General features: G+C 71.8%; 26 protein-coding genes and 2 pseudogenes. 15 read left to right on the forward strand and 13 right to left on the reverse strand.

The genetic code is table 11. The annotated features are described in order from the left end of the window. Positions 1–155: 155 nt before the first annotated feature. Positions 156–476: a hypothetical protein gene (locus B1L11_RS35410; protein ID WP_143737771.1), complete on the reverse strand. Its 321-nt coding sequence runs from the start codon at positions 474–476 to the stop codon at positions 156–158. A gap of 169 nt (positions 477–645) precedes the next feature. On the opposite strand from B1L11_RS35410, the gene B1L11_RS35415 reads away from it, so the two are divergent. Next, positions 646–936, forward strand: a complete 291-nt coding sequence (locus tag B1L11_RS35415; protein WP_079319675.1) for a hypothetical protein — start codon at positions 646–648, stop codon at positions 934–936. A 111-nt stretch (positions 937–1,047) separates the two neighbouring features. Next, the gene (locus tag B1L11_RS35420) at positions 1,048–1,521 is read left to right on the forward strand and encodes a MarR family winged helix-turn-helix transcriptional regulator (RefSeq protein ID WP_079319676.1); all 474 of its coding nucleotides are present in this window, start codon (positions 1,048–1,050) and stop codon (positions 1,519–1,521) included. A gap of 9 nt (positions 1,522–1,530) precedes the next feature. Here the strand turns inward: B1L11_RS35420 and B1L11_RS35425 are convergent, their stop codons facing one another. Further along, entirely contained in the window at positions 1,531–1,899 is a 369-nt protein-coding gene (locus B1L11_RS35425) for a DUF4260 family protein (RefSeq protein ID WP_079319677.1), read from the reverse strand. A gap of 252 nt (positions 1,900–2,151) precedes the next feature. Here B1L11_RS35425 and B1L11_RS35430 point away from each other — a divergent pair, with 252 nt between their 5' ends. Both B1L11_RS35430 and B1L11_RS35435 read left to right on the forward strand, forming a co-directional pair. Beyond that, positions 2,152–2,985: an alpha/beta fold hydrolase gene (locus B1L11_RS35430; protein ID WP_079319678.1), complete on the forward strand. Its 834-nt coding sequence runs from the start codon at positions 2,152–2,154 to the stop codon at positions 2,983–2,985. A gap of 131 nt (positions 2,986–3,116) precedes the next feature. After that, entirely contained in the window at positions 3,117–4,673 is a 1,557-nt protein-coding gene (locus tag B1L11_RS35435; RefSeq protein ID WP_256863170.1) for an alkaline phosphatase PhoX, read from the forward strand. Here the strand turns inward: B1L11_RS35435 and crcB (B1L11_RS35440) are convergent. Genes crcB (B1L11_RS35440) through crcB (B1L11_RS35450) form a run of 3 tightly spaced genes read right to left on the reverse strand, consistent with a single transcriptional unit; the run spans position 4,597 to position 5,845 of the window. Next, the gene (gene crcB / locus B1L11_RS35440) at positions 4,597–4,968 is read right to left on the reverse strand and encodes a fluoride efflux transporter CrcB (RefSeq protein WP_079319679.1); all 372 of its coding nucleotides are present in this window, start codon (positions 4,966–4,968) and stop codon (positions 4,597–4,599) included. The two genes, B1L11_RS35435 and crcB (B1L11_RS35440), sit on opposite strands and share 77 nt — an antisense overlap. Further along, the gene (locus tag B1L11_RS35445) at positions 4,965–5,318 is read right to left on the reverse strand and encodes a DUF190 domain-containing protein (protein ID WP_079319680.1); all 354 of its coding nucleotides are present in this window, start codon (positions 5,316–5,318) and stop codon (positions 4,965–4,967) included. The genes crcB (B1L11_RS35440) and B1L11_RS35445 overlap by 4 nt, the downstream gene beginning before the upstream one ends. Continuing rightward, positions 5,315–5,845, reverse strand: a complete 531-nt coding sequence (gene crcB, locus B1L11_RS35450) for a fluoride efflux transporter CrcB (RefSeq protein ID WP_256863171.1) — start codon at positions 5,843–5,845, stop codon at positions 5,315–5,317. Before crcB (B1L11_RS35450) ends, B1L11_RS35445 begins: the two co-directional genes overlap by 4 nt. 352 nt (positions 5,846–6,197) lie before the next feature. Between crcB (B1L11_RS35450) and B1L11_RS35455 the strand changes: the two genes are divergently transcribed. Next, positions 6,198–6,482, forward strand: a complete 285-nt coding sequence (locus B1L11_RS35455) for a DUF1540 domain-containing protein (RefSeq protein WP_079319682.1) — start codon at positions 6,198–6,200, stop codon at positions 6,480–6,482. Here the strand turns inward: B1L11_RS35455 and B1L11_RS35460 are convergent. The 3 genes from B1L11_RS35460 to B1L11_RS35470 are packed head-to-tail and all read right to left on the reverse strand — an operon-like array spanning position 6,463 to position 9,348. Continuing rightward, positions 6,463–7,599 (reverse strand): class II histone deacetylase, encoded by a 1,137-nt coding sequence (locus B1L11_RS35460; protein WP_079319683.1) that lies wholly within the window; start codon positions 7,597–7,599, stop codon positions 6,463–6,465. The two genes, B1L11_RS35455 and B1L11_RS35460, sit on opposite strands and share 20 nt — an antisense overlap. A 13-nt stretch (positions 7,600–7,612) precedes the next feature. Next, positions 7,613–9,112, reverse strand: a complete 1,500-nt coding sequence (locus tag B1L11_RS35465; protein WP_143737776.1) for a sodium:solute symporter — start codon at positions 9,110–9,112, stop codon at positions 7,613–7,615. A gap of 2 nt (positions 9,113–9,114) precedes the next feature. After that, on the reverse strand, positions 9,115–9,348 hold the full coding sequence (locus tag B1L11_RS35470; protein WP_079319685.1) for a hypothetical protein: 234 nt from the start codon (positions 9,346–9,348) through the stop codon (positions 9,115–9,117). Positions 9,349–9,631: 283 nt separating this feature from the next. On the opposite strand from B1L11_RS35470, the gene B1L11_RS35475 reads away from it, so the two are divergent. Further along, complete coding sequence (locus B1L11_RS35475) at positions 9,632–10,648, forward strand: LacI family DNA-binding transcriptional regulator (RefSeq protein ID WP_218671518.1); 1,017 nt, start codon at positions 9,632–9,634, stop codon at positions 10,646–10,648. Between the two features lie 159 nt (positions 10,649–10,807). After that, positions 10,808–11,740 (forward strand): aminoglycoside phosphotransferase family protein, encoded by a 933-nt coding sequence (locus B1L11_RS35480; protein WP_179155472.1) that lies wholly within the window; start codon positions 10,808–10,810, stop codon positions 11,738–11,740. Positions 11,741–11,750: 10 nt separating this feature from the next. On the opposite strand, the gene B1L11_RS35485 is transcribed toward B1L11_RS35480, so the two are convergent. The 5 genes from B1L11_RS35485 to B1L11_RS35505 all read right to left on the reverse strand — a co-directional run bounded on the left by B1L11_RS35485 (position 11,751) and on the right by B1L11_RS35505 (position 18,022). Then, positions 11,751–13,577, reverse strand: coding sequence for an IucA/IucC family siderophore biosynthesis protein (locus B1L11_RS35485; protein WP_306291746.1), 1,827 nt, complete (start codon positions 13,575–13,577; stop codon positions 11,751–11,753). Next, positions 13,574–14,146: a GNAT family N-acetyltransferase gene (locus tag B1L11_RS35490; RefSeq protein ID WP_079319686.1), complete on the reverse strand. Its 573-nt coding sequence runs from the start codon at positions 14,144–14,146 to the stop codon at positions 13,574–13,576. Before B1L11_RS35490 ends, B1L11_RS35485 begins: the two co-directional genes overlap by 4 nt. Beyond that, complete coding sequence (locus B1L11_RS35495; RefSeq protein ID WP_079319687.1) at positions 14,143–15,438, reverse strand: lysine N(6)-hydroxylase/L-ornithine N(5)-oxygenase family protein; 1,296 nt, start codon at positions 15,436–15,438, stop codon at positions 14,143–14,145. Before B1L11_RS35495 ends, B1L11_RS35490 begins: the two co-directional genes overlap by 4 nt. Beyond that, positions 15,425–16,927 carry an aspartate aminotransferase family protein gene (locus tag B1L11_RS35500; protein WP_143737772.1) on the reverse strand — a complete coding sequence of 501 codons (1,503 nt, stop codon included), beginning with the start codon at positions 16,925–16,927 and terminating at the stop codon, positions 15,425–15,427. The genes B1L11_RS35495 and B1L11_RS35500 overlap by 14 nt, the downstream gene beginning before the upstream one ends. Before the next feature lie 90 nt (positions 16,928–17,017). Then, a complete protein-coding gene (locus B1L11_RS35505) occupies positions 17,018–18,022 on the reverse strand; it encodes an ABC transporter substrate-binding protein (RefSeq protein WP_079319689.1) in 1,005 nt (334 codons plus the stop codon). 261 nt (positions 18,023–18,283) lie between these two features. On the opposite strand from B1L11_RS35505, the pseudogene B1L11_RS52750 reads away from it, so the two are divergent. The 8 genes and pseudogenes from B1L11_RS52750 to B1L11_RS47375 all read left to right on the forward strand — a co-directional run. Beyond that, positions 18,284–18,526: pseudogene (locus B1L11_RS52750) on the forward strand (iron chelate uptake ABC transporter family permease subunit); the annotation flags it as partial. 73 nt (positions 18,527–18,599) lie between these two features. Further along, a complete protein-coding gene (locus tag B1L11_RS52755) occupies positions 18,600–19,205 on the forward strand; it encodes an iron ABC transporter permease (protein WP_256863172.1) in 606 nt (201 codons plus the stop codon). Then, a complete protein-coding gene (locus tag B1L11_RS35515) occupies positions 19,202–20,272 on the forward strand; it encodes an iron chelate uptake ABC transporter family permease subunit (protein ID WP_256863173.1) in 1,071 nt (356 codons plus the stop codon). The genes B1L11_RS52755 and B1L11_RS35515 overlap by 4 nt, the downstream gene beginning before the upstream one ends. Positions 20,273–20,322: 50 nt before the next feature. Then, positions 20,323–21,137 (forward strand): annotated as a pseudogene (locus B1L11_RS35520) (ABC transporter ATP-binding protein). A gap of 54 nt (positions 21,138–21,191) precedes the next feature. After that, positions 21,192–23,420 carry a penicillin acylase family protein gene (locus tag B1L11_RS35525; protein WP_079319691.1) on the forward strand — a complete coding sequence of 743 codons (2,229 nt, stop codon included), beginning with the start codon at positions 21,192–21,194 and terminating at the stop codon, positions 23,418–23,420. Then, positions 23,410–23,991 carry a GNAT family N-acetyltransferase gene (locus B1L11_RS48955; protein WP_079319692.1) on the forward strand — a complete coding sequence of 194 codons (582 nt, stop codon included), beginning with the start codon at positions 23,410–23,412 and terminating at the stop codon, positions 23,989–23,991. Before B1L11_RS35525 ends, B1L11_RS48955 begins: the two co-directional genes overlap by 11 nt. A 16-nt stretch (positions 23,992–24,007) precedes the next feature. Then, entirely contained in the window at positions 24,008–24,715 is a 708-nt protein-coding gene (locus B1L11_RS35535) for a (2Fe-2S)-binding protein (RefSeq protein ID WP_079319693.1), read from the forward strand. A 237-nt stretch (positions 24,716–24,952) separates the two neighbouring features. Beyond that, the gene (locus tag B1L11_RS47375) at positions 24,953–26,800 is read left to right on the forward strand and encodes a right-handed parallel beta-helix repeat-containing protein (protein ID WP_179155473.1); all 1,848 of its coding nucleotides are present in this window, start codon (positions 24,953–24,955) and stop codon (positions 26,798–26,800) included. Positions 26,801–26,804 lie beyond the last annotated feature (4 nt).

The raw sequence follows: 26,804 nt of genomic DNA on the forward strand, positions 1-26,804 counted from the left end.
CCCATGATCGCCGGAGCGGCGATGGCCTTCTCCAGCGTCTTCGTCGTCAGCAACAGCCTCAGACTCCGCCGCTTCCGCTGACGGGTTCCGCGGCCGGGTCGTCCACAGCCTGTGGACGACCGGCCGCAGTCATGTGAGCGCCCGGCCGGCGGGCGTCAGCGGCGCAGACGGCGGCCGGTCTCCTCGGTCACCTGTCGCAGGACCTCCGCGAGTTCCGGATGCTCCGTCAGGAGGTCCTCGATTCGCGCACGCCAGGCGCCCACCTCGGCGGACAGCGCGTCCTCGCGAGGGCCCCGCACAGGCTGGGCCTCGCCTCGCCGCAGGCGGATGCGGGTGCGGGTCAGGGCCAGTTCGTATGTCTGCCCGAGACGGCGTCCGAGCGTCTCACCGAGCCACCAGTAGGTGTCGTCCGTCGCGGCCGCGACGAACACCCTGGCGCTCTCCCACGCCACACGTTCCCTGTGGATGACAGCCACGTGATCGACGGTACGTCCGGACTTCACGGCGGGCAATGGCCCTGCGCCGTCGGTTCTCACCGGGGTTTTGGTGCTTCGCCGGGAGCGGCCTGAGTTTGTCACAACCTGGACACGGATACGAAGAGTAACGATCGAACACGATTAGTTACATCTGAGATGAGGAATCTTCATGCACCGCCCTTTCCGCCTTCTGTCCCTGGCCGCCCTGACCTGCGCGGGCCTGCTCGCCACCGCGCCCGCGTACGCGGACTGCGGGTGTGACACGCCGAAGGCCGCCAAGCCCTCGGCCGCCGCCCTGGATCTCGGCGCGAAGGTCGACGCGGGCCTCGACCTGGGCCTCGACCTCGGCGTCGCCCTCGGCCTGAACGTCGACCTCGGCCTGAACGCGAACGCCGGCGTCGGCACGGGCGCGGGGACCATGAGCTGCGGCAAGCCCGTGGTGCTGCGCCATTGCCGCTGACGGGGCGGCGGGCGTGACCCGGCCGGCGCCGGGTCACGCCATCAGAAAAAACCTCGTGCACGATTGGACCGTTCACGTGCGGATGGCGGACCGGGCTCCTAGAGTGGAAGGATGACCAGCACCACGAGCGAGCAGCGGCCTCCCCGCATACTCGACGACAAGATGTGCTTCGCGCTCTACGCCGCCTCCCGCGCCGTCACCGGCCTCTATCGGCCCCTGCTCGACGAGATGGGTCTCACCTACCCGCAGTTCCTGGTCCTGCTGGTCTTGTGGGACGGCCCCGCGGAGGGCGTCACGGTCAAGGAACTCGGCGCCGCGCTGCACCTCGACTACGGCACGATGACGCCACTGCTCAAGCGTCTGGAGGCCAACGGCCTGCTGCGCCGGGAGCGCCGCGCCGACGACGAGCGCACGGTGCAGATCACGCTGACCGAGAAGGGCGCCGGGCTGCGGGAACGCAGCGACGATATCTTCGCTGCGGTCGGCGACGCGATGGCGCTCGACCCTGAGGAGTTCACCCGCACGCTCGCCACGCTGCGCCGCCTGACCGCCAACGTCACGGCCTACACGAACCGGCGGAACTGAGGGCCGCACTCACCGCCCAGCCGGCGCCCCCGCCGTGCTGCGCGAGAATCCACGCCCGAGCGCTCGTTCAAGGGCGATACGGGTGAGCCAGCCGAGGGCGGCGGTGAACAGCGGCGGCCACACGATCGGGCCGAAGCTGTAGGCGACCAGCACCACGAGCGGGATCCACACGCGGTGGACGGCCTGGTAGAGCACGCCAGGCGGACGAACCCCGGCGAGCCGCGCCAGGTCGGCCAGTGCGAAGAACACGAGCGCGGCGACGGTGGTCGGCACGCCGTACTTGACGCTCTCGAAGACCGCGAACGCGGCCAGGAAGAGCGCGATCACGCCCCAGCCGATCCGCCGCACCCGGCCACCGCCTTTCCACACCGACCGCATCGCCGAATCGGGCAGGTGTCACCTCGCTGAGCGCGGGGGTCGAACCCGGGAGTCCGCGAGCGAACCGTAGCCCGGTTCACCTGCACCCCTTGACGATCTACTCAACCGCGACCTTACCGGCAGGAGGTCCCAGGCGGGGTACGGCGAGGGCGGTTACCTTGCGCGCAAGTTAATTGTGCTCTAGTGTCTAGCGCGCAGGAGGAAACCGGTTGCGAGGCCGGGTCACGCACTGGAGATCAGAAGGAGCGCGTCATGGCGTACATCACCGTCGGCCAGGAGAACAGCACCGACATCACCCTGTACTACGAGGACCACGGCAGCGGGCAGCCCATCGTGCTCATCCACGGCTACCCGCTGGACGGCCACTCGTGGGAGAAGCAGATCCCCGCCCTGCTCGACGCCGGCTACCGCGTCATCACCTACGACCGCCGCGGCTTCGGCCAGTCGAGCCAGCCCACTGTCGGCTACGACTACGACACCTTCGCCGCCGACCTGAACACCCTGCTGGAGACCCTCGACCTGCGCGACGTGATCCTCGTCGGCTTCTCCATGGGCACCGGCGAGGTCGGCCGCTACCTCGGCACGTACGGCTCGGCGCGGGTGGCCAAGGCCGCCTTCCTCGCCTCCCTCGAGCCGTTCCTGCTCAAGACGGAGGACAACCCGGAGGGCGTGGACGGCAGCGTGTTCGAGGGCATCCTCGAAGCCGTCACCAAGGACCGCTACGCCTACTTCACCGACTTCTACAACGCCTTCTACAACACCGACGAGAACCTCGGCACCCGCCTGAGCGAGGAGGTCGTCCGGGCCAACTGGAACACCGCCGCGGGCGCCTCGTGGTACGCCTCGTCCGCCGCGGTCCCCACCTGGACGACGGACTTCCGGGCCGACATCCCCAAGATCGACGTCCCCACGCTCATCGTGCACGGCACCGCCGACCGCATCCTGCCCATCGAGTCCACTGGCCGCCCGTTCCACCGGGCGCTCCCCCAGGCCGAGTACGTCGAGATCGAGGGCGCCCCGCACGGCCTGCTGTGGACCCACGCCCAGGAGGTCACCGACGCGCTTCTCGCCTTCCTGGCGAAGTGACGCGCAGGCGGGGATATCCCGTCCTGAGATCGTTGTCGGGTGTTCACCCTCACGTCCGTTTCACGGAAGGAGGGGTTCAGGACGAGGAAATGGGATCACATGGCCTGCCGTATGCACCGAAAGGTACGTCTGTGAGTTCCTCCCTCTCCCGCCGCGACCTCATGCGCTCGGCCGCCGCCGGCGGCCTCGGCATCGCCATCGCGGGCAGCATCGAGGCCATCGCCGGCCCCGCTGCCGCCCAGGCCGCCCAGGCCGGGGTCGGCAAGACGATCGGGTACGGCCCGGTCGTCGCCGACCCCGCCGGTCTGCTCGCCCTGCCCAAGGGCTTCTCGTACAAGATCGTCGCTCAGGCCGGCAAGACGGTGCTGGAGTCGGGCGAGCCGACCCCCAGCGACGCCGACGGCACCGGCTGCTTCCGCGGCCGTGACGGCTGGGTGCTGGTGAACAACCACGAGATCGGCGGCGGCGAGCCCTACGGCGTGCCCGCTCTGCCCGGCCTGACCTACGACCCGGGCGCGAAGGGCGGCACGACGACCATCGAGGTCGACAGGGACGGCAACCGTGTCCGCGAGTACGTCAGCGTGGCCGGCACGCACAACAACTGCGCGGGCGGCATCACGCCGTGGGACACCTGGCTGACCTGCGAGGAGACCGAGCAGCGGGCCGGCGGGGCCTTCCAGAAGGACCACGGATACGTCTTCGAGGTCGACCCGTTCGACCGCGAGGCCAACAAGAACCCGGTGCCGCTGAAGTTCCTCGGCCGCTACTCCCACGAGGCCGTCGCGGTCAACCCGCGCAACTCCGAGATCTACCTGACCGAGGACGCGAGCGGCCCGAACGGCCTCTACTTCCGCTGGACCCCGCCCCACGGCTTCCGCGGCCGCAAGGGCGCCCTGCGCGCGCTCGCCCTCGGCCCCGGCGGCGACACCGCGGGGAAGCTGCAGGCCATGCGGTGCCGCAAGGGCAGCAGGCACATCGCCGACCTGTCCGAGGCGACCCAGCCGGGCACCCGTTACAAGGTCGAGTGGGTCGACGTGCCGGACCGGGACGCCAGGACCACCTCGGTGCGCAAGCAGTTCACCGACGACCAGATCACCCGCAGCCGCAAGCTGGAGGGCGCCTGGTGGGGCGACGGCGGCGCGTACTTCGTCGCCAGCTACGCCCGGCACGACGACGGCAGCGTCAACGAGCACGACGGCCAGGTCTGGTTCTACGACCCCGAGTCGGAGACCGTCACGCTCAAGACGATCTTCGGCGTCAACCCCGACCCGGAGCAGGACACCAACTACGACGGGCCGGACAACATCACCGTCTCACCGTACGGCGGCGTCATCCTCGCCGAGGACGGCGAGGGCCTGTCGCACCTGGTCGGCGTGACCGACAAGGGCACGCCCTACCCGATGGCCCGCAACGAGCTCAACGACAGCGAGTTCACCGGGCGACGTTCAGCGACGACGGCCGCATCCTGTTCGCCAACATCCAGACCCCCGGCTACGTCTTCGCGATCACCGGTCCCTGGACGCAGAAGCACAACGGCCACGGGCACCACTGACCCCGTGACACGACCGCCCCACCGGCACCGGTGGGGCGGTGCTGTGTTCCCGCTCGGTTTCAGGCGAGTAGCGCGGCCAGGGCGAATCCGGCGGCGGCGGCGAGGAGGCCGAGGACCAGGCTGCCGAGCGCGTTGAGCCCGGCCTCCAGGACCGAGCCCTCCTCCAGCAACCGTACGGTCTCGAAGCCGAACGTGCTGAACGTCGTGAACGCGCCGCAGAAGCCGGTGCCGAGCAGGGTGACCACCACGGCGGGCAGCCCGAGGTCGTCCCGGGCGCCGAGCAGCAGCCCGAGCACGAGCGACCCGGACACGTTGACCGCCAGCGTGCCCCACGGGAACACGCTGTCGTGCAGGCGCTGCACCAGCCGGTCGGCCAGATAACGGGCGGGAGCGCCGACGATGCCGCCGAGGAAGACGAGCAGCAGGGTCACGACTCCGCCCGCCCCGGATCACGCCCCACGTAGCGGTAGACCTCCACGGGATCGACGATCACCAGGCCCTCGGTCACCAGTTCGTCCAGTTCCGCCACGAACGCACTGATCCTCTCCGGGACGTCCACGATGACGACGGCGATGGGCAGGTCCTCGCTGAGCGACAGCAGGCGGCTGGTGTGGATGCGCGAGGAGGCGCCGAAGCCCTCGATGCCCCGGAACACGCTCGCCCCGGCCAGGCCCATCACGCGCGCCCGATGGACGATCTCGGTGTACAGCGGCCGGTGCCGGTACTGGTCGCTCTCGCCTATCAAGATCGTCAGTCTCTGCGCGGGGCCGTGCAGTCTCATTCGCCCCTCCTCCCGCGCCGCCGTACGGGGCGGCCCGCCAGGGCGCGGGCGAGGACGATGCCGCACCAGACCGCGAGCAGTCCGGCGACCAGGCTGCCCGCGGCGTACGCACCGGCCGTCGGCCACGCGCCGTGCCACGACCGGTCCACGATCTCCGTCGTGAAGGTGGAGAACGTCGTGAATCCGCCGAGGAAGCCGACTCCGAGGAACGGACGGACGTAGCGGCGCGGCGGCCAGACGTCCAGGACGAAGACCATCAGGACCCCGAGTGCGAAGCAGCCGGTGACGTTGGCGAGGAACGTCCCCCAGGGGAATCCGGTGGGCGACGCGGGGAACGCCTGACCGAGCAGATATCTGGCCACGGCGCCGGCTCCGCCGCCGAGGGCGATCACCGCGAGAACGTCCCAGGTCCGGCTGCGGGCCGGAGCCTCCGGCCGGCGGAACACGTCCTGTTCGTGGCGGAGGTCCACGTCGGGGTCGACCGGCAGATCCGCCTCTTCCCGATCGCCGCGTACGCGCCGGCTCACGCCGTCCTCCTCATCCTCGCCACCCGGCCCGCCGCCCGGCCTGTGCGCAGGTCCACACGAGTGCATCCCAGTTTAGGTGCCGCACCGGAACGGCCACCGGCCGCCGCGTCGCTTGAGGCGCTCGACAGGTCCGCCACCTGGCGGGGGGGACCTCGCCGACGTGGACCTCCTCGCGATGCTCGCCGCCCAGGCCGCGTACGGCCTGGAGCTTCTGCTGCGGGCTGCGGCGGGCCGCACTGAAACCCCTGGCGTGCCTTGGCGGAGTCTGGGACCGCGGCGGAGATTGCCGACCTGGTCGAAGGCGGTATGAGCCAGGACGAAAGCCACGATCGTCAGGGGGGAACAGCCGCTCATGGAGATGCCGGTAGTCAACCGATGCGAGGCCACCTCGTGCGCGTACAACCGCGACGGCATGTGCCACGCCACCGCCATCACAGTCGGGGACGCGTCACACGCGCACTGCGACACGTTCTTCACCGCGCCCACCCGGGGAGGCGACCAGGAAACCGTGGGCCGGGTGGGCGCCTGCAAGATGTCCGACTGCCGGCACAACGTGGCGCTGGAGTGCCAGGCGCCCGGCATCGACATCGGCTACTCCCAGGACGAGGCCGACTGCCTCACGTACGCCCCGGCGTAGGCTCGCCCGCGAGCAGGCCGAGGCTGCGGGCGAGCCGTTCGGCCTCCTTCAGCACGTCGTCCTGCCACGAGGTGAGCGGGTGCTGCGGGGAGGAGGCCCACACCTCGTCGAAGGGGTCTCCGACGCCGGTGTCGTGCCCGGAGAGGGTCTCCAACACGGCCAGGCCGCAGAACGGGACGTACACAGGGGAGTAGCCGCCCTCGTGGGACATGACGAGGCGGCCCTCGCAGACCTCCTCGGCGACGTCCATCAACTGCCTGGTCAGCGCGCGGTATCCGGCGGCCGTCACGGTCATCCGCCCCAGCGGGTCCGCCGCGGAGGCGTCGAACCCGCTCGCCACCATGACGAGTTCGGGCGCGAACGCCCGTACGGCGGGCACCACCACGCGGCGGAACGCCTCTATGTAGGCGCCGTTGCCGCATCCGGCCGGAAGGGGGACGTTCAGCGCCGTCCCCGCGCCCGCTCCCGCGCCGGTCTCCGCGAACGTGCCGCTGTGCTGCGGGAACAGGTGTTCCTGGTGGATGGAGACGGTCAGCACGTCGGGGTCCTCGTAGAACGCCGACTGCGTCCCGTTGCCGTGGTGCACGTCGTAGTCGACGACCGCGACCCGGCGCACCCCGTGGTTGGCGCGCGCCCACTCCACGGCGACCGCGATGTTGGCGAACAGGCAGTAGCCCATCCCCCGGTCGCGCTCCGCGTGGTGTCCCGGGGGCCGGACCAGCGCGTACGCGTTGTCCGCCGCCCCCGTCAGCACGGCCTCGGTCGCCGCGATCGTCCCGCCCGCCGCCAGCCGGGCGATCTCGTACGAGCCCGGCCCGAAGGGGGACTGTCCGTCACCCGCGTCGCCGCCGCCCGCTTCGCTGAGGGCCCGGATGCGTGCCACGTGCGCGGGGCTGTGCACGCGCAGCAGGTCCTCTTCCGTCGCGGGCCGCGCCGGGACGCGCAGCAGGTGGTCGAGCAGCCCGGAGACCTCGACGAGCCCGGCGAAACGGGTCTTGGACTCCGGGCTCTCGAAGTTCCGGAATGGCTGGACGGCCCCGCCCGCGGGCAGCAACCCGGCGTGTGTGCCCGTGTCGTGCCAGGCGTAGCGCTCGTGCCAGACGTATCCGGTGGTCATGATTCCAGGCTCCTCACTGAGCGGGTAGGGTTTCGGCCCGGGTCACGCCGGCGACGTCGTCGAAGAGGGCGGCGATCCGGGCCTCCTCGGTCTGCGAGCGCGGCCCGAGGAACGCGAGGCCGACGTAGACGGCGGTGTTGACGATCAGACCGGCCACGCCGGAGGTCAGTCCGCCGAGCCAGGGAATCGAGGTTTCGTACACCGCCTGCAGCACCGCGGCGACGGCGAAGCCGGTCAGCATGGCCGCGATCGCCCCGGTCGCGGTGCCTCGCCTCCAGAAGATGCCGAGGAAGAGCGCCGGTGCGAGCTGGCAGATGCCCTGGTAGGAGATGATCGCGAGGCTGGCCAGGCCCTGGCTGTTCGAGGTCGCGGCGGCGGCGGCCGCGGCGAGCACGGTCAGCACGATCACGGCGGTCTTGGCCGCGGCGGTCTCCCGCCCGTCGTCGGGGCGGCCGTCCGTACGGCGGGGCAGCACGTCGTTGGTGATCAGCGCGCCGCAGGCCTGCATGTTGGCGTCGACGTTGCCCATGGTGGCGGCCAGGACGACGACCCCGGCCAGGGCCACGAGCACCGTGCCGCCGACGCCCGCCGTGATGAACCAGACGTGGTCGGGCGCGGCCGAGACGCCGGGGACCGTCGAGGCCAGCATGCCCAACAGGCTCAGCGCGGTGGCGAAGACGAGGACGTAGGGCGCGATCTGCACCGCCGACCGCTTGATGACCGCCGCGCTGCGCGCCGTGAACAGCCGTACGAAGATGTCCGGCCAGCACCAGCCGCCGAGCGCGCCGGTCAGCACGATCGACATCAGGTAGAGCGGGCCGGTCTCGCTGCCGGGTCCGGGCAGCGAGAAGAACGTGCCGGGGAGCCTGTCCAGGGTGTGCCCGTTCGTGAACAGCCACACCAGCAGCCCGAGGATGACGCACAACCCCAGCACGTACGCCACCAGGCCCTGGACCATGTCGCTGACCACGACGCCGCGCATTCCCATGCGGACCGTCCAGATCTGGCGCAGCGCGAGGAAGCCGATGCCGATCAGGATGGCGGCGTTCGCCGGCACCCGTCCGAAGGACAGGTACGAGAACACCAGGCCGAGGGACTGCAGCCCCAGGACCAGCCAGGGGAACGACGCCACGATGCCGATGACGGCGGCGACGGTCCGCACGTGGCGGGAGCCGAAGCGCAGGCCGAGGAAGTCCGCCTGGGTGCGCAGGTCGAAGCGGCGCCCCCAGTCGTGTACGCGCTGGGCCATGAAGAACATCAGCACCACGGCGAGCAGCGAATAGGGCAGGTAGTAGAAGCCGAGCACCCCCGACCCGGCGGCCAGGCCGGTGAAGGAGATGAAGATCGATCCGGGCAGCCATGTGTTCAGGAACGACATGGTCTGATACCAGGAGCCGAAGGAGCGTCCGGCGACCGCGTAGTCGCTGAAGTCGTGGTTCGCCCGCTTGGAGCGTTCGAGGACGACCACGATCAGCAGGAGCAGCAGGGCGATCGCGCCGTAACCGACCAGCATGTTCACGACCGGCCTCCGGGGGTGGTCGCGCGCGGGCGGTCGAGCGCGTACATGACCAGGATGCCGGCGAGCACGACGGCTCCGCCGCCGACGAAGTAGAGCAGGGAGAGCACGGGGTTCGCGCGGTTCCCGACGAACCAGTACACGGGCGGGCAGAGCGTCAGTACGACGTCGAGGATGAGCAGGGCCGCGAACAGGCCGCGCGGCCGGGGACGGGTGTGGGGGGCTTGGCTCATGGCGGGTCCTTGGTGCCGTAGTGCGATGAGGTGGACCACGTTGAAGATGCCGGAACGTTCCGGCGTCGCTAAAGTAAATGCAGTCGGAACGTTCCGGCAAGACCTCGGAGTTAACGTCGTGAAAAATGTCGAGGGCCGCCCGAAACCGCGGACCGGCGAGCAGGGCCCCGGCGAGCAACGTGCTGGCGAGCAGGGCGCCGCGCCGCCGTCGTCCGAAGGGGCGTCGCCGTCCGAAGGGGCGCCGGGGGCGTCGTCCGCGCCCGTCGCGGTGTCTGGCCGTTCCGTGACGATCGTCGACGTGGCCCGGCACGCCGGGGTCTCCAAGACCACCGCCTCCGACGCGCTGTCCGGCGCGGGCCGGGTCTCGGCGCGGACCCGGGCCCGGATCGAGGAGGTCGCCGCGCGGCTCGGCTATCACCCCAACACGGCCGCCCGCCACCTGCGCAACAGCCGCGTCGGCGCGGTCGGCCTCTACCTGCCGCGCCAGGTGATGGGGACGGGTTTCTACATGGAGTTCGCCTTCGGGGTCGCCGAGCGTGCCCGGGCGGCCGGGCTCGACCTCACCCTACTCGGACCCGACTCCAGCGGGATCAAGGCACCGCGGCTGCGGGTGGACGGTCTGATCATCCTGGACCCGATCCTGGACGATCCGGTCGTCGCGGACCTGCTCGGCGGGGGCGTTCCGGTGGTCACCGTGGGTCACCACCGGGGTTCCGGTCCCATGCCGCGCGGCGTCCTGAGCGCCGACCACGTGGAGACGACCAACCTGCTCCTCGAACACCTCGGCTCCCGCGGCTCCACGATGCCCGGGCTGATCGTGCCGGACGGGGACTTCCTCACCGACTGGTCGCTGACGCTGCAGGAGACCTACGAGAGGTGGTGCTCGGCGCACGGCGTAAAACCCGCCACCAGAGGGGTCGCGGTGGACGCCTCGCCCGAGACGCTCGACGCGGTCGTACGCGACCTGATGGCCTCCCGTCCCGACCTCGACGCCCTCGTCTGCGCCCCGGACGGCAGCGCCCTGCGCGCGCTCGGCACGCTGCGGTCGCTGGGACGGCGGGTCGGTGAGGAGTTGCTGCTCGCGTCGTGCGTGGCGAGCCAGAGCCTGGAGATGTGCGATCCGCCGATCACCGCCGTCGACCTGCGCCCGCGCGTCTACGGCGCGAGCGCCGCCGAACTGCTCGCGGAGATCCTGGCGGCGGACGCGGCCGGCGACGAGCCCATCACGCGCGTGCACCCGGCCGAGCTCCGCGTTCGCGCCTCGACCGGCTCCGGGCCCGCGGAACCCGCTCGTCCGTGACGGAGCCGCCGCCCCCTCGCGGCCCGCTCGACAGCTCGGGCCACGTGATCGCGCTTGGGTAGGCTTCGGCTATGCGTTGAGTCCTGCCCGGAAGCCGGGCGCCGCCATCTCCTTCGTGTCACGCGATCGAATCCGGAACTCACGAAGGAGACGTTCACCATGCCCCCGTCGATTCGCATCGACGTCCCGGAGGCGCTGGCCGCCTCACACAGCAAGTACGGCGGTGCGTCCGGCCGTGCCTGGATCGCGGCGCTGCCCAGGCTGGCCGCCGATTTCCTGGACCGGTGGACGCTGCGGTTGGACGGTCCGGGGCGGCACGGCATGGCATCGCTCGTGCTGCCGGTGACCCGCGCGGACGGCACGCCCGCCGCGCTCAAGCTCCAGCCGGTCAGCGAGGAGCACGCCACGGAACCGGTCGGGCTGCGCGTCTGGGACGGCGACGGGGTGGTACGCCTGCTCGACCACGACCCGGACACCGGCACCATGCTCCTGGAGCGCCTGGACGCGACCCGGCCGCTGTCGTCGGTGGCCGACGACACCGCCGCCCTGCGGATCCTGGCCGGGCTGCTGGAGCGCCTGGTCGCGGTGCCCGCGCCGGAGGGCCTGCGCCGCCTGGCCGACATCGCCGCCGCCATGCTCGACCAGGTGCCACGCGCCGTGCCCTCGCTGGCGGACCCGGCCGATCGGCGACTGGTGCGGACCTGCGCGTCCGCCGTGGCCGAACTGATCGGCGAACCCGGCGACCGCCTGCTGCACTGGGACCTGCACTACGACAACATCCTCGCCGGACGGCGAGAACCCTGGCTGGCCATCGACCCCAAACCACTCGCCGGCGACCCAGGCTTCGACCTGCTGCCGGCACTGGACAACCGGTGGGAGGAGGTGGTGGCGGCCGGTGACGTCACCCGCGCCGTACTCCGCCGCTTCGACCTGCTCACCGAAGCCCTGGGCCTGGACCGGCAACGGGCGACCGGCTGGACGCTGGGCCGCGTGCTGCAGAACGCGTTGTGGGACGTCGAGGACGGCGAGACCGCGCTGCAGCCGGCCCAGGTCGCCATCGCCACCGCCCTGCTGCGCCATCGGGCGGGCTGACCGCGCGGACCTATGGATCCACGGGGGCGAAGGGGGCGATGGGGTTGACCAGCTCGCCGGCCATCTGCAGCGCGGCCGACGGGTCGGTCAGGTCCACCATCTGCCGGTTGTCGCGCAGTTGCAGGCGGTTGAGGCACGACAGGGCGAACGTCTCGGCGAACAGGTCGTAGCGCAGGAACCGGTCCGCGAGGTGCGGGACCGACCGCTGGTAGGCCGTCGCGCACTCGGCGACGGTCCGCCAGAAGGCCTCCTCGTCCAGCACGCCGTCCGTGGCGAGCACCGCGTTGAGGAAACGCAGGAAGCAGTCGAAGACGTCGGTGAAGATCGACAGCAGCCGGTGTTCCTCGGGCACCTCGGCGCGGATCCTGGCGACCTCGGGCGGCAGGTCCGCGTCCGGGTCCATCACCACGATCTCCTCGGCGATGTCCTTGAAGATCACCCGTTCCACCGCGCCGCCGTCGAGGACCAGGATGACGTTCTCGCCGTGCGGCATGAACGCCAGGTCGTACGCGTAGAAGGCGTGCAGCAGCGGGACGAGGTACGCGTCGAGGTAGCGCCGCAGCCACACCTCGGGGGCGAGACCCGACTGCTCGATCAGCGCCGCCGCGAACGACCGCCCGTCGTCATCGACATGCAGCAGGGAGGCCATGGTCGCCAGGCGGCGGCCCGGCTCCAGACCGGCGACCGGGCTCTCCCGCCACAGCGCCGCCAGCATCTTCCGGTAGGGCGAGTAGCGGTCGGTGGCCGCCTCGTACAGGCGGTTGCGGTAGCCGACGGCCGCCCGCTCGCGGATGATCGTCAGGCGGGTCGCGCGGAGGACCTCGTCATCCCTGATCAGGTCGGCGAGCCAGTCGTTGATCGCGGGGGTGCCCTCCATGTACGCCGCCGACAGGCCCCGCATGAAGCCCATGTTCAGCACCGACAGCGCCGTCTTCACGTAGTGCTTCGACGGCGCGCTCGCGTTGAAGAACGTGCGCACCGACTGCTGGGCGAGGTGCTCGTCGTCGCCGGGACCCAGGCAGACCAGCCGCCGTTCGGCGACCTCGGCGGCGAACGTCACCGAGATCCGGTTCCACCACTGCCAGGGGTGCACCGGCACGAGCAGGTAGTCGGCCATGTCGAGCCCCAGGCCGGCCAGCGTGGCCGCGAAGCGGGCCAGGACCTCCTCGCCGAGTTCGCCGCGCATCAGCCGTTCGTAGTCGATGTCGCGAGAGCAGGTGAACGTGGTGTGGTCGCGGTGGGCGGCCAGCCAGATCAGCCGTACGGGCACGGCGGCCTCGGGGGCGTACCGGTGGTGGTCGTCGATCCCGTAACCGATCCGGCCGCTGTTGGCCACGAAGCACGGATGGCCCTCGGTCATGGCGGCCTCGATCTCCTGGAAGCCGGCCTTCGCCAGCTCGGCCGCGCCGACCGGCGGGCGGCTCAGCTTGTACGCGAGGCTCGCCAGCGTGGAGGTGATCTCCTCCAGGTAGACCGGGAGGACCTCGTCGCTCAGCCCGAGCGGGCCGCGCATCTCGGTGACGAACTCCAGCGCGTCCAGCGGCAGGGTCTCGCCGGAGAGCCGGTGGCGGGTGACCTCCCCGATGTGCCAGTGGTCGAGGGACATCACGGTCGCGGTGAAGCGATACTCCACCTCGCCCCGCCCGCAGTCGCCGCGCACGGCGAAACGGCCGTCGGCGAGCGGCCGCGGAGTGAGCAGCCGCTCGTGGGCGAACTCGGCGAGCGCCTTGCGCACCAGCCGCCGGTTGGCCCGCTCCCACAGCTCCGGCGTGAGGTGGGAGACCGCCTCGACCGGGTTCACCGCCTCGACCGGGTTCACGGCATCGATCGGGTTCACGGCATCGCCTTCCGGGTCGCGGCCAGGAACCTCTCCCGGGTGCAGACGCTCAGCAGGGCCTCCTTCTCCGGCTTGGCGACCGTGCCGAGGACCTCGAAGCCGACGGCCGCGTTGAGCGCGTGCACCGCCGTGTTGCGCACGTCGGGCTCGACCACCACCCGCCGGGTCGCGGGATCGGCGAACAGCAGCTCCATGACCGTGCTGATCACGGCCAGGGTGAAGCCGTGGATCGGGGTCTGCGCGGGCGCGCACAGGAAGTGCATGCCGACGTCGCCCTCTTCGGCGTCGTAGCGCCCCGCCAGTTCGACCCGGGCGGGGTCGTAGCTCTCGGCCAGGAAGGCCGGGCGGCCGTTCACCAGCCCGAGGAACGCGTCGCGGTGCGGGTGCTCGACGATCTCGCGGTATTCCTTCGCCACGCGGGCGACGTCGGCGTCCTGCATCATCCAGAACACCGCCTTGGGGTGGGTGACCCAGGCGTGCACGACCGGCGCGTCGGCCTCCGGGTCGAGCCGGCGTACGGCGAGCTCGCCGACCCGGTCGTCCATGCGGCGGAACACGATGTCACTCATGCCACCACGCCCTCGGGCGCGCCGAACTCCTGGAAGGCGATGGCCTTCTCGATGGGGTAGTGCTCCCGGCCCAGGATCTGGCTGATGATCCACGAGTTGCGGTAGGGGCCCATGCCGAGGTCGGGGGAGGTGACGCTGTGGGCGTGGGTGGCGCCGTTCTGCACGAAGATCCCCCGGCCGGTGACGTCGACGCTGTAGTTCCTGGCCACGTCCAACCGGCCGTGCCGGTCCCACCGGATCCGGTCGCGTACGGGGTCGAGGAAGGCGGGGGGCTCGTAGCGGTAGCCCGTGGCCAGCACGAGCCCCTGGGTGACGAGCGTGAAGTCGCGCTCCTGCTCCACGTGGTGCAGCCTGAGCGTGTACTCGCCCCGGCCGGCGTCGTACGCCGCCTCGCGCAGCTCGGTGCAGGTCAGCAGCCGGGTGGGGATCGGGCCGCCGACGGTCTTGGCGTACAGCAGGTCGAAGATCTCGTTGATCAGCGCCGCGTCGATGCCCTTGTAGAGGCCCTTCTGCTCGGCTTCGAGGCGATATCGGGTGTCCTCGGGAAGCGCGTGGAAGTAGTCGACGTACTCCGGGGAGGTCATCTCCAGGGTCAGCTTGGTGTATTCCAGCGGGAAGAACCGCGGGGACCTGGTCACCCAGTTCAGCCGGTAGCCTCGGGTGTCGATGTCGGCCAGCAGGTCCCGGTAGATCTCGGCGGCGCTCTGCCCGCTGCCGACGATCGTGATGCTCTCCTTCGCCTGCAGCGCGGCCTTGGCGTCGAGGTAGCCGGCGTTGTGGACGAGGTCGCCGCCGAGGCCCCGGCAGGCCTCCGGCACGTAGGGCGGGGTGCCGGTGCCGAGCACGAGGTGCGGCGCCCGGTGCTCGGTCTCCTCGCCGCCGTCGGTGACCGCGCGTACGACGTAGTGACCGTCGGCCTCGTCGTACGTCACCGAGGTCACCCGGTGGCCGAAGCGGACGCTCCGCAGCCGCGCGGCGGCCCACCTGCAGTACGCGTCGTATTCGGCGCGGAGCTGGTAGAAGCTCTCGCGGATGTAGAAGGGATACAGCCTGCCGGTTTCCTTCAGGTAGTTGAGAAAGGAGTAGGGCGAGGTGGGGTCGGCCAGCGTGACGAGGTCGGCGATGAACGGCGTCTGCAGCGTCACGGAGTCGAGCATCATGCCCGGGTGCCAGGCGAAGCCGGGCCTCGCCTCCAGGAACACACCGTCGAGCTCGGCGATGGGCTCGGCGAGGCAGGCCAGGCCCAGGTTGAACGGCCCCAGCCCGATCGCGACGAAGTCATGAGTGGACATGCGTTACCTCCGGGTGGTCGGCGAGCGGGGCGAGGTCGTCCACGTACCGCTGGGCGTGTCCGGCGAGGAGGTCGAGGACGTGTGCGACGTCGTCCAGCGTGGTCTCCGGGTTGAGCAGGGTGAACTTCAGGTAGTGGCGGCCGTCGACCGTGGTCCCGGCGACGACGGCGTCGCCGGAGGCGGCCAGGGCCTCGCGGGCGTACAGGTTCGCGTCGTCGGCGAGCTTGCGGCCCGGACCTTCCGGCGGCAGGTAGCGGAAGACCAGCGTGCTCAGCGGCGACTTCGCGACGACCTCGAAGCGGGGGTCGGCGGCGACCAGGGCGTACGCCTGCGCCGCGCGGTCCACGACCTCGTCGAACAGCTCCCCGACCGCGTCCGGGCCCATCACCCGCAGCGTCAGCCAGAGCTTGAGCGCGTCGAAACGGCGGGTGGTCTGCAGGCTCTTGTCCACCTGGTTGGGGATCCCCCGGTCGGCCATCCGCCGGGGGTTGAGGTAGTCGGCGTGGTGGGCCGCGTGCCGCAGCACCGCGCCGTCGCGCACCAGCACGGCGCTCGAACTGACCGGCTGGAAGAAGGACTTGTGGAAGTCGACGGTGACCGAATCGGCCCGCTCGATGCCAGCGAGCAGGTGCCGCCGTCTGCGGGAGACCAGCAGCCCGCAGCCGTACGCCGCGTCCACGTGCAGCCACACTCCAGCGGATTCACACAAAGCGGCGATCTCCGGCAGCGGGTCGATCGAGCCGAAGTCAGTGGTGCCGGCGGTGGCCACCACGGCCATGACCACCAGTCCGGCGCGGCGGCAGCGGTCGAGTTCGCGGGCGAGCGCGGCCGGCCGCATCCGCCGGTCGGCGTCGGTCTCCACGGTGACGACGGCGTCCGGCCCGAGACCGAGCAGGTTCGCCGCCTTGCGCACGCTGAAGTGCCCGGCCTCCGACGTGATCACGCGCAGCCGCGACGGGACGGCGCCGGCGATCGCATGAGCCTCCTCGCGGGCGAGCAGCAGGGCGTGGAGGTTCGACTGGGTGCCGCCGCTGGTGAAGACACCGTCGGCGGCGGGGCCGAAGCCGATCCGGCCGGCCGTCCACTCGATCAGGCGGCGCTCGATGAGCGTGCCGCCCGCGCTCTGGTCCCACGTGTCGAGCGAGGAGTTCACCGCCGACAGCACCGCCTCCCCCAGCAGCGCGGGGATCACCACCGGGCAGTTGAGGTGCGCCAGGTAGCGGGGGTGGTGGAAGTAGACGGCGTCGCGCAGGTAGACCCGTTCGAGCTCGTCGAGGGCGGCGGCGTGGTCGTGCAGCGGCCGTTCGAGGTCGATCGCGGCGATCTCCGGCGCGAGCCGTTCCGGGGACACGCCGCTGAACGGCCGGTCGGCGCGCCGGATCCGGTCCGCCACCCGCTCGGTCCCCGCGGCCATCGCCCGCCGGTACCCCTCCACTGTGCGGTCGTTGAACAGGTACGGCCGCGCGGCCCCGGCATGGGGATAGGTCATTGTCATCCTTACCGTTGGGAGTTAGGTTAGGCGAACCTAACTCGTGGGAGTCGACACGTGTCCCCGGGTGATTTCTCTGAAGAAGCGTGGTCAGCCGAGTTTCTTGGCGTTCCGGATCGCCGTCGCCAGGTTCTCCAGGATCGGCGCGGCTCCGGCGTACGAGAAGCGCGGCACGGGATCCCAGGCGACGACCTGGTCGGCCTTGACGGCGGGCAGCTTGGCCCAGGACGGCTTGGACGTCAGGTCCTTGGGCTGCAGCGCGGTGCTGCGGTTGTCGAGCAGGATCACGTCGGCGTCGTACTTGTCGGCGTTCTCCCAGCTCAGGTTCTCGTAGTAGCCGCCCTCGCCGGGCTTTTCCGGCTTGACGACGTCGACTCCGAGCTGGGCGAAGTACATGAGGTCGGTGTTGACCTCCGGATTGGACACGTACAGCACGTCGGGGCTGCCCGAGGCGGCCAGCACCTTGATGCCGGGGTTCTCCGCGACCGCCTTGCGCACGCTCTCGGCGGCGGCCTCGAACCTGGCCTTGGCCTCGGCGACCTTCGGGGCCTTGAGGTCCGCGCCCAGCGACTCGGCGAGGGCGGCGTAACGCTCGATCGGCTCGGTCATCGGGACACGGGCCGTGCTGATCGCCACCGTGGGGGCGAGCTTGACGATCTTGTCCTTGCTCTCGTCCGGGACGTACCACAGGGCCCCGGGGTCGTACATGTGCGTGACGAGAAGCTCGGGACGCAGCGCCGCGTACTTCTCGATGTTGAACTCGCCCCAGACGTTGCCGAGGATCGTGACCTTGTTCACGTCCAGGTCGCCGGCCTGGGGGTCGGGGGAGCCGTCGGCGCGCTTCGTCTCGCCGAAGACGCCGGCGACCTTCTGCTGCAGGCCGTAGTCGGCGAGCACCGCCGCCGTCCCGGTGAACGCCACGACCCGCGACGGGACGGCCCCGAGCGTGATCGTCTCCTTCCTGTCGTCGGTGAAGGACCACGACTTCGCGCTCTGACCTGCGGCGGAGGGCGCCGGATCGCTCGACCCGCAGGCGGCCAGCGCCAGGGTGAGTACGGCGGCTCCGCCCGCCGCGAAGAGGCCGCGACGGGACATGGGGGAGTTCAGGTTTCGCACGGTTCGTCTTTCTCTCGCGGGCCGGGGCCTTGGGGTTGATCGCTAGTTAGGTTACCCTTACCTAAGTTCTTGTCCAGAGGGGCGGTGAAAATCGTCCCCTGCCCCCCACCGGAGCAGTTCGTGGTCGTCACAGAGTCCTCGCAGATCAGCGCGCCTGCGCCGGTGCCGCGAAAACGCGCGCAGACCGCCCGGCGCGCCGCGGCGCTGCTGGGCTCGGCGATCGCGCTGGCCGTCGTCCTCGTGCTCAGCCTCGGGCTCGGTGCCCGGCAGCTCTCCCCGGCCGAGGTCTGGCACGGGCTTTTCGACGCCGACTCGGCCGCCTACACGGTCGTCCACCAGATGCGGCTGCCGCGCACCCTCCTCGGGCTGCTCGCCGGAGTCGCGCTGGGGGTCGCGGGCGGCGTCATGCAGGCGCTGACCCGCAACCCGCTGGCCGACCCCGGCCTGCTGGGGATCAACGCGGGCGCCTCGGCGGCGGTGGCCACGGCCGCCGGACTGCTGGGCGTCGCGTCGTTCCAGGGCTACGTCTGGTTCGCCCTCGCCGGGGGCGGCGGCCGTGTCCGTGCTGGTGTACGCCGTGGGCGGCGGGCGAGCGGCCACCCCGGCGCGGCTGGCGCTCGCGGGAGCCGCCATCAACGCGGCGCTCTACTCGTACGTGAACGGGACGATGCTGCTCGACTCGGCCTCGCTGGAGACCATGCGCTTCTGGACGGTCGGCTCGCTGGCGAGCGCGCAGGGGGAGACCGCGGCCATGATGACGCCGTTCATCGCTGCGGGCCTGCTGCTGGCTCTGGCCCTGGCCAGGCCGCTCAACGCGCTCGCGCTCGGCGACGACTCGGCGCGCTCGCTCGGCGCGCACCCCGCACGGGTGCGCGCGGGCGCCATCGTGGCGGTGACGCTGCTGTGCGGGGCGGCGACGGCGGCCTGCGGGCCCATCGTCTTCGTCGGGCTCATGGTGCCGCACCTCGTCCGCGCGCTGACCGGCCCCGACCAGCGCTGGATGCTCCCCTGCTGCGCGCTGCTCGCGCCCGTGCTGCTGCTCGGCGCCGACGTGCTCGGGCGGCTGGTGGCCAGGCCCGGCGAACTGCAGGCGGGCATCGTCACGGCGGTCCTGGGCGGCCCGCTGTTCCTGTACTTCGTGCGAAGGAAGGCCGGGACATGAGTGAGGGTAGCGAGCGAATCAACTGGCACAGTGCGGTACGGCCGATGCCGACGGGAAGGATCGCCGGCGGCATGACCCCGCGGCTCAGGGCCGTCGCCGTGGGAGCCGGCTGTCTGCTGCTCGCGCTCGTCTTCGGCGTGCTCGCGGTCGGCGGCGGCGACTATCCGATGAGCCCCTCCGACGTCGTACGCACCGTCCTGGGCGGCGGCAGCCCGGCCGAGGACTTCATCGTGCACGAGCTCAGGCTGCCCCGCGTGGTCACCGCGCTGCTCGTGGGCGCCGCCCTCGCGCTGGCCGGCGCGGTCTTCCAGTCGCTCGTACGCAACCCGCTGGGCAGCCCCGACCTGCTCGGGTTCACCCAGGGCGCGGCGGCCGGGGCGCTCCTCGTGGTCGTCACGGGAGGCGGCAGCGCGGCGCTCGCGGGCGGCGCGGTGCTCGGCGGGGTCGTCACCGGAGCGGTCATCTACGCGCTGGCCTGGCGCGGCGGCCTGCACGGGCACCGCCTCGTGCTGGTGGGCATCGGCGCCACCGCGATCCTCACCGGCGTCAACGGCTACCTGCTGACCCGGGGACGGCTGATGGAGGCTGCGCGGGCCATGCTGTGGCTCACCGGCAGCCTGGACGGGCGCGGCTGGGAGGACGTCCTCCCACTGCTCGTCGCGATGGCGGTGCTGGCGCCGGTGGTGCTGCTCGGCTGCGCCCGCCCCCTGGCGATCACGGAGATGGGCGACGACCTGGCGCGGGGCCTCGGCGTACGGGTGCAGGGCGTGCGGCTGGTCCTGCTGGGTGCGGCCGTGCTGCTCACCTCCCTGGCGGCGGCGGCCGCCGGGCCGGTGTCGTTCGTCGCGCTCACCGCCCCGCACCTGGCCAGGCGGATGACCCGGGCGCCCGGGCCGAACCTGCTCGCCGCGACGTGCACGGGCGCGGCGCTGCTGACGGGCGCCGACCTGGCCGCGCAGCGGCTGTTCGCGGGCCACCAGCTGCCCGTCGGGGTGGTGACGGGGGTGCTCGGCGGCGGCTACCTCGTCTGGCTGCTCGCCGCCCAGCGGAAGGCGGGACGGATATGACCCAGACGATCGAGCACGGAATCAGCGGGCACGGGAACGGAGTGGCGGGCATGCACGACGACGGGCCGCGCCTGAGCGGCAGCGCGCTGACGCTCTCTTACGACAAGAGGGTCGTCGCCGAGAACCTCGACGTCACCATCCCCGACCGGTCCTTCACCGTGATCATCGGGCCCAACGCCTGCGGCAAGTCCACGCTGCTGCGCGCATTGGCGCGCACGCTCCGGCCCGCCGCCGGGACCGTGCTGCTCGACGGGCGGGACATCACCTCCCTGCCCGCCAGGAAGGTCGCCAGGACCCTCGGCCTGTTGCCCCAGACGTCCGTCGCGCCGGACGGCATCACGGTCGCCGAACTGGTCGGCCGGGGGCGCTATCCCCACCAGCGGCTGCTGCGCCAGTGGTCGGCGGACGACGAGCGGGTGGTGCGCGAGTCGATGGAGGCCACCGGGGTAGCCGACCTGGCCGGACGCCTGGTCGACGAGCTGTCCGGGGGGCAGCGCCAGCGCGTGTGGATCGCGATGGCGCTGGCGCAGGAGACGCCGCTGCTGCTCCTGGACGAGCCGACGACCTACCTGGACATCGCCCACCAGATCGAGGTCCTCGACCTGTGCGCCGGGCTGCACGAGGAGCGCGGACGCACGCTCGTGGCGGTGCTCCACGACCTCAACCACGCCGCCCGCTACGCCACCCATCTGATCGCGATGCGCGACGGCCGGGTCGTGCCGCCGGGGCGCCCGGGGAGGTCATGACCGCCGACCTGGTGGAGGAGGTCTTCCGGCTGCCCTGCCGGGTGATCGACGACCCGGAGACGGGCACTCCCCTGGTCGTTCCCGCCGCCCGCCGCCGTACCGAATCGGCCACGCGGTGATGGGGATTCCGCCGGGGACGGTGTCATGAACATCCTGTTGTCGGAGACGACGTCGTGAACAGGGTGTACCGGGACGCCTGGGGCATCCCCCACCTACGCGCGGGCGATCCGTACGAACTGGCCTTCGCCCAGGGACGGGTCACCGCCCTCGACCGGGCCTGGCAGATCGAGGTCGAGCGGCGCCGGGCCACCGGCACGTCGGCGGAGATCCTCGGGCCGGACGCCGTCCCATGGGACCGCTTCGCCCGGCAGGCCCGGCTCGCGGACACCGCCGAGCGCTGCCTGCAGGCCCTGGACGGCGACACGGCGCGCTGGGTGAGCGCCTACGTGGACGGCGTCAACGCCGGACTGCCCGAGGGAGCCCGCCGCGCACCGGAGTTCGCCGCGATGGAAACGGCACCGCGAGAACCGCGAGAGGCGGCAGGGCCCGGCGCGGCAGGGCCCGGCGCGGCAGGGCCCGGCGCGGCAGGACCTGCGGCAGGGCTCGCACCCGGCCGGTGGGAGCCGTGGACGCCGCTGGCGATCTGGCTGTCCCACCACATCCTCTTCGCGCACTTCCCGGGCAAGCTGTGGCGCGAGGCGGTGGCCGACCGGCTGGGCCCCGAGGCCGTCGCGCTGTTCGCGGCCGACGGGCCGGGCACCGGCGGGAGCAACGGCTGGCTGGTTCCCGGTGATCGCACCGCCACCGGCGCGGCCCTGATCGCGGGCGATCCCCACCGGTTCATCGAGGACCCCGGCTTCTATCAGCAGATCCGCCTGGCCTGTCCCGAGTTCGACGTGGTGGGGCTGGCCGTGCCGGGCGTTCCGGGCATCGCCCACTTCGGGCACGCCGGCTCGGTCGCCTGGGCGATCACCAACGCCATGGCCGACTACCAGGACCTCTACCGCGAACGGCTCCGGCGCGGGGACGGCCGCGTCGAGGCGCTCGGACCGGACGGCTGGCGACCCTGCGAAGCCCACGTCGAGGTCGTCGAGGTGGCGGGGGAGGCCCCGGTCGAGGTCGAGGTCGTCGAGACCGAGCGCGGCCCGGTCGTCATGACGGACGCCCGCGTCCGGGGGGAGACCGGCCACGACCGCGAGCGGGAGACCGACCACCGCGTGTGGGAGGCGGTGAGCCTGCGGTATCCGCCGCGCGTGCGGCGTGACCTGGGGTTCGCGGCGCTGCCGGCGCTGCTGCGCGCGAAGACCGTGGCCGACGTGGACCGGGCGCTCGATCGCTGGGCCGAGCCCGTCAACGTCGTGCTCGCCGCGGACACCGGCGGCGGCCTGCTGCACCGGGTCGCCGGGGTGGTGCCCGTCCGCCACCCGGATAACGCGCTGCGGGTCGTGCCCGCCTGGGAACCCGGCCACGAGTGGGGCGACCGGCACGCGCCGGCGCCCCGCCGCGCGGTCGGCGGCATCACGGTCATGGCCAACGAGCGGGGGATCGCCGCGCCGCTCGGCGTCGAGTTCGCCCCGCCCTACCGCGCCGGCCGGATCAGGCGCCTGCTCGACGCCTCGCCGTGCTGGTCGGCCGGGGACATGGCGGCCGTCCACACCGACACCCTGCTGCCCGGCGCGGGTCCTCTCCTCGATCTGCTGGCCGGGCTGGACGGGCTCACCCCCGAGGCCGTACGCCTGCGGGACCGGCTACTGGCCTGGGACCGCCGCATGGACGCGGGCAGCACCGGCGCGGCGGCGTACGCGATGGTCCGGGCCGAGGTGGTGCGGCGCCTGGCGGCCCACCCCGCCCTGGCGTCCCTGGCCGGACTGGACTCCGGGGTTCCCGAGGTCTTCCGGCCGTGGCTCGCGCTGACTCCCCGTGTCGCGTACGCCCTGGAGAGCCTGCTGACGACCGGCCTGCTGCCCGGATTGGACCGGGCCGCCATCGTGGAACTGGTCCGGGCGGCGCTGGAGGACGTGGCGGCAGGCGGTGAGACGACCGGGGTCCGCTGGGGCGACCTGCACCGGCTCGCCCCCTGGCGGGCGCTGCCCTCCCCGGCGATCCCGCCTCCTGTGGACGGCGGCGTGCCGGTGGAGGCGGGACTGCCGGGCGACCACGACTGCGTGCTGTCCACGTCGAGCGTGCCGGGCGTCACCCATCACTGCGCCCGGGGCCCGGCGGCGCGCTACGTGTGGGACCTCGCGCGGCGTGACGGGAGCCTGTGGATCGTCCCGTTCGGCGCGAGCGGCGTGCCCGGCGACCCCCATTCGCGTGACCAGCACCCGCTGTGGCTGCGCGGCGAACTCGCGCCGGTGATCACGGACTGGAACCGATTGACGGAGGAGCGACATGACCCCTGACGCACACACCACGGCCCCCGTACGGCGCGAGGCCGTGTGGGAGCAGGTGGTCGAGGGATTCGGCGCCTTCCGCATCGTGCCGGTGGACCCGCAGGCCGATGTGGACCTGATCCACTCCTGGGTCACCGAGGAGCGGGCCCGGTTCTGGGGCATGCTCGATGCGAGCCGCGAACGGGTCTTGGAGATCTACGACTACCTGGACGGCCTCACCACCCACCACGCCTATCTCGTCCACCGCGACGACCGGCCGGTGGCCCTCTTCCAGACGTACGAGCCCGAGGCCGACCCGGTCGGGGAGTGCTACGACGTCCAGCCGGGCGACTTCGGCGTCCACCTGCTCCTCGGGCCGGCGACGGGGGAGGGCGAGCGCGGCTTCACCCCCGCCCTGTTGTCCGTGCTCCTGGCGTACGCGTTCTCCGACCCGCGCCACACCCGGATCGTGGCCGAGCCGGACACCCGCAACGACAAGGTGATCGACCGGATGCTGCGGACCGGCTTCACCCTCGGGCCCGAGATCGACCTGCCGGACAAGCGGGCCCGGCTGCTCTTCCTCACCAGAGACCACCGCTGACACCAAGGAGTGCGGAGTGCTGCTCGACGCCCTTTCCGACCATCTGGAAGGCCTCGCGGCGGAGCGGGGCGGCGTGCTGGGAGTCCTGCCCAGGCTGGTCGCCGACGACTCCCCCGGCTGGTTCCCCGCCGCCGACCTCGTGCGGGAGCCGTACGAGGGTCTGCTCGCGCTGGTGGACGAGACGGCCGAACGCTGGAGCGCGCCGCGTCACGTGGCGGCGGCGCTGCTGTGGAAGACCTACGGCTACTGGCACACGATGCCGCTGGCCCTGGGCTGGGCTCTCGGCCGCAGAGTGCCGCTGATGCGCCTGGAGGACACGCTGGTCAAGCCGTCCGCGGCCGGGGTGACGGTGGCGGCGTCCCGGGTGACCGTGGCCGTGCTTCCCGGCGACCCGCTGGCCGGGACCGAGGGCACCGTCGTCGTCCCCGACCTCCCGGCGGCCATCAGGGAGGCGCTCCTGGAGAGCCAGTATCCGTTCGTCAGGGCGCTCAGTGCCGCGACCAAGGTGGGGGAGCGCACCCTGTGGGGCTCCACCGCGGAGGCGTTCGCCCACCCGTTGCTCACGCTCGGGTCGTACGCCGAGGCGGCCCGGCTGCTCGACGAGATCGGGCCGCCGGTGGCCGGACTGCTCGCGCCCGACGGTGACGGATACCGCCGCCGCACGTGCTGCCTGTGGGTGACGCTTCCGGACGCCGACCCCTGCTCCACCTGCTGCGTACGCTGATCTCGCTGCCGTGATGGGGAGAGCGCCGGTCGGTACGCCGCCTCTCCCCCGATCTTGACAGCCTCGCCGCCGCTGTGTCAGCGTTCCGAGTGCGTGGCCCCGCCGAGGGTTTCACGCTTTTCCATGCGCGCTGGAAGGTCAATTGGTCAGGGACGCTACCTGACGTGCATGGCGACTACCTGAGGGCCGGCACGTGTGCCCAGCTCTCTCGAAGTTCCGCCGCGTGGGAGAGACACGATGCGATCGACAACGGCAAGACGGCGAACACGCCTGCCCCGGATCACCGCCACGGTACTCGTCACAGTGCTCGTCACGCTGACGGCCCTGGCCACCGCCCCGGGAGCGCTGGCCGCCACCCTGTTCGGGGACGATTTCGAGGACGGCGACGCGAGCGGCTGGTCCAAGTCGGGCGGCACATGGTCGGTGGTGTCCGACGGGTCCGCCGCGTTACGCCAGAGCAAACTGCCCAGCGACCTGGCCCGGGTCTTCGCCGGCTCGACGGCCTGGACCGACTACGCCGTACAGACCCGGGTGCGGCCGATCACGTTGAGCGGGGCCACGTCCTACGTGGGGCTGGCCGCCCGCTCGACCTCGTCCACCACGTTCGACCGCCTGGTCCTGACGGGCGAGGGCCGCGCCGAACTGCAGGCGGTACGCAGTGGCGCGGTCAGCGTGCTCGCCTCGGTTCCCCTCGTCGTCGTCCCCGGAAGCTGGTACACGCTCAGGATCGAGGAGTCCGGCGGCACCGTGCGCGGGTACGTGGACGGCACCGCGGTCGGCTCCGGGGCGAGCCAGTCGGGCAAGGGCCGCATCGGCCTGCAGACGTTCGGCGCCACCGCGTCCTTCGACGACGTCGAGGCCGGAGACGTAAGCTCGCCCTCGCCCTCGCCCTCGCCCTCCCCGTCCACGTCGCCTTCGCCGTCCCCGTCCGCCTCGCCTTCCGCCTCGCCGTCGCCCAGTGCCACTCCGGGAACCGGCATGCTCGTCGTGGCGGCGAACGGCGCCGACACCAACCCGGGCACGCTCGACCGGCCGCTGGCCACGATCCAGAAGGCCGTCGACCTCGCGCAGCCGGGCACCGTCATCGCGATCCGGGGCGGCACCTACCCGCTCACCGCGAACATCCAGATCCTCAAGAGCGGCACCGCCTACAGGCCGATCACGATGACCGCGTACGGAACCGAGCGCGTGGTCATCGACGGCGATCCGCTGCCGAACACACCCGCCCCTGTCGGCGGCAGCATCCCCAGGGCCCAGCGCGGCGCGATCCACATGGAGGCCTCCCACTGGCGCCTGGTCAACCTGGAGATCGTGAACGGCCCGTACGCGCTGTACTGCGACGGCTGCGACGACAACGTCTTCGAACGGCTCTCCACACACGACAACTACGAGACCGGTGTGCAGATCCAGGGCGCGTCGAGCGGCAACCTCGTCCTCGACCTGGACAGCTACGGCAACCGCGACCCGCGCAAGAACGGCGAGAGCGCCGACGGCCTCGGCATCAAGGAGGGCAGCGGCACCGGGAACGTCGTGCGCGGCGCCCGCCTGTGGAACAACTCCGACGACGGCTTCGACGCCTGGGAGTTCCTGTCCCCGATCACGATCGAGGACAGCGTCGCGTACGGCAACGGCTACAACCGCTGGAGCCTGCCCGACTACACGGGCGACGGCAACGGCTTCAAGCTGGGCGGAGGCGGCGACACCGATCCGCCCGCCGCGCACGTGGTGCGTAACAGCATCGCCTACGGAAACTCCGCGGGTGGCTTCATCGACAACGCCAACCCCGGCGCGATCACGATCGACCACAGCACGGCCTGGCACAACGTCAAGATGGGCTTCGACGCCTCCGACGCCGCGGCCACCCTCACGCGCAACCTGTCCGTCGGCAACGGCACCGCCGCCGTCCTCGGCTCCGCGGCCACCGGCAGCGGCAACTCCTGGGACATCGGCGGCACCTGGAACGACGCCGCTCTGGTCAGCACCGATTCCTCGGCGCTGACCGGACCCCGGCGAGCCGACGGCTCCATCCCGCCTTCGGACTTCCTGCGGCCCCGCAGCGGCGCCGACGTGGGCGCCCGCCTCTGACCCG

It is taken from the genome of Microbispora sp. GKU 823 (genome assembly GCF_002027145.1).
Classification (GTDB): domain Bacteria; phylum Actinomycetota; class Actinomycetes; order Streptosporangiales; family Streptosporangiaceae; genus Microbispora; species Microbispora siamensis.

Excerpts from the sequence above, each read along its gene's own strand:
- B1L11_RS47375 (WP_179155473.1), top strand. The coding sequence starts at position 24,953 with ATGCGATCGACAACGGCAAGACGGCGAACACGCCTGCCCCGGATCACC.
- B1L11_RS35430 (WP_079319678.1), top strand. The coding sequence starts at position 2,152 with ATGGCGTACATCACCGTCGGCCAGGAGAACAGCACCGACATCACCCTG.
- B1L11_RS35480 (WP_179155472.1), top strand. The coding sequence starts at position 10,808 with ATGCCCCCGTCGATTCGCATCGACGTCCCGGAGGCGCTGGCCGCCTCA.
- B1L11_RS35470 (WP_079319685.1), bottom strand. The coding sequence starts at position 9,348 with ATGAGCCAAGCCCCCCACACCCGTCCCCGGCCGCGCGGCCTGTTCGCG.
- B1L11_RS35415 (WP_079319675.1), top strand. The coding sequence starts at position 646 with ATGCACCGCCCTTTCCGCCTTCTGTCCCTGGCCGCCCTGACCTGCGCG.
- B1L11_RS35465 (WP_143737776.1), bottom strand. The coding sequence starts at position 9,112 with ATGCTGGTCGGTTACGGCGCGATCGCCCTGCTGCTCCTGCTGATCGTG.
- B1L11_RS35425 (WP_079319677.1), bottom strand. The coding sequence starts at position 1,899 with ATGCGGTCGGTGTGGAAAGGCGGTGGCCGGGTGCGGCGGATCGGCTGG.
- B1L11_RS35515 (WP_256863173.1), top strand. The coding sequence starts at position 19,202 with ATGAGTGAGGGTAGCGAGCGAATCAACTGGCACAGTGCGGTACGGCCG.
- B1L11_RS35460 (WP_079319683.1), bottom strand. The coding sequence starts at position 7,599 with ATGACCACCGGATACGTCTGGCACGAGCGCTACGCCTGGCACGACACG.
- B1L11_RS48955 (WP_079319692.1), top strand. The coding sequence starts at position 23,410 with ATGACCCCTGACGCACACACCACGGCCCCCGTACGGCGCGAGGCCGTG.
- B1L11_RS35445 (WP_079319680.1), bottom strand. The coding sequence starts at position 5,318 with ATGAGACTGCACGGCCCCGCGCAGAGACTGACGATCTTGATAGGCGAG.
- B1L11_RS35420 (WP_079319676.1), top strand. The coding sequence starts at position 1,048 with ATGACCAGCACCACGAGCGAGCAGCGGCCTCCCCGCATACTCGACGAC.
- B1L11_RS35455 (WP_079319682.1), top strand. The coding sequence starts at position 6,198 with ATGGAGATGCCGGTAGTCAACCGATGCGAGGCCACCTCGTGCGCGTAC.
- B1L11_RS35505 (WP_079319689.1), bottom strand. The coding sequence starts at position 18,022 with ATGTCCCGTCGCGGCCTCTTCGCGGCGGGCGGAGCCGCCGTACTCACC.
- B1L11_RS35500 (WP_143737772.1), bottom strand. The coding sequence starts at position 16,927 with ATGACCTATCCCCATGCCGGGGCCGCGCGGCCGTACCTGTTCAACGAC.
- B1L11_RS35495 (WP_079319687.1), bottom strand. The coding sequence starts at position 15,438 with ATGTCCACTCATGACTTCGTCGCGATCGGGCTGGGGCCGTTCAACCTG.
- B1L11_RS35490 (WP_079319686.1), bottom strand. The coding sequence starts at position 14,146 with ATGAGTGACATCGTGTTCCGCCGCATGGACGACCGGGTCGGCGAGCTC.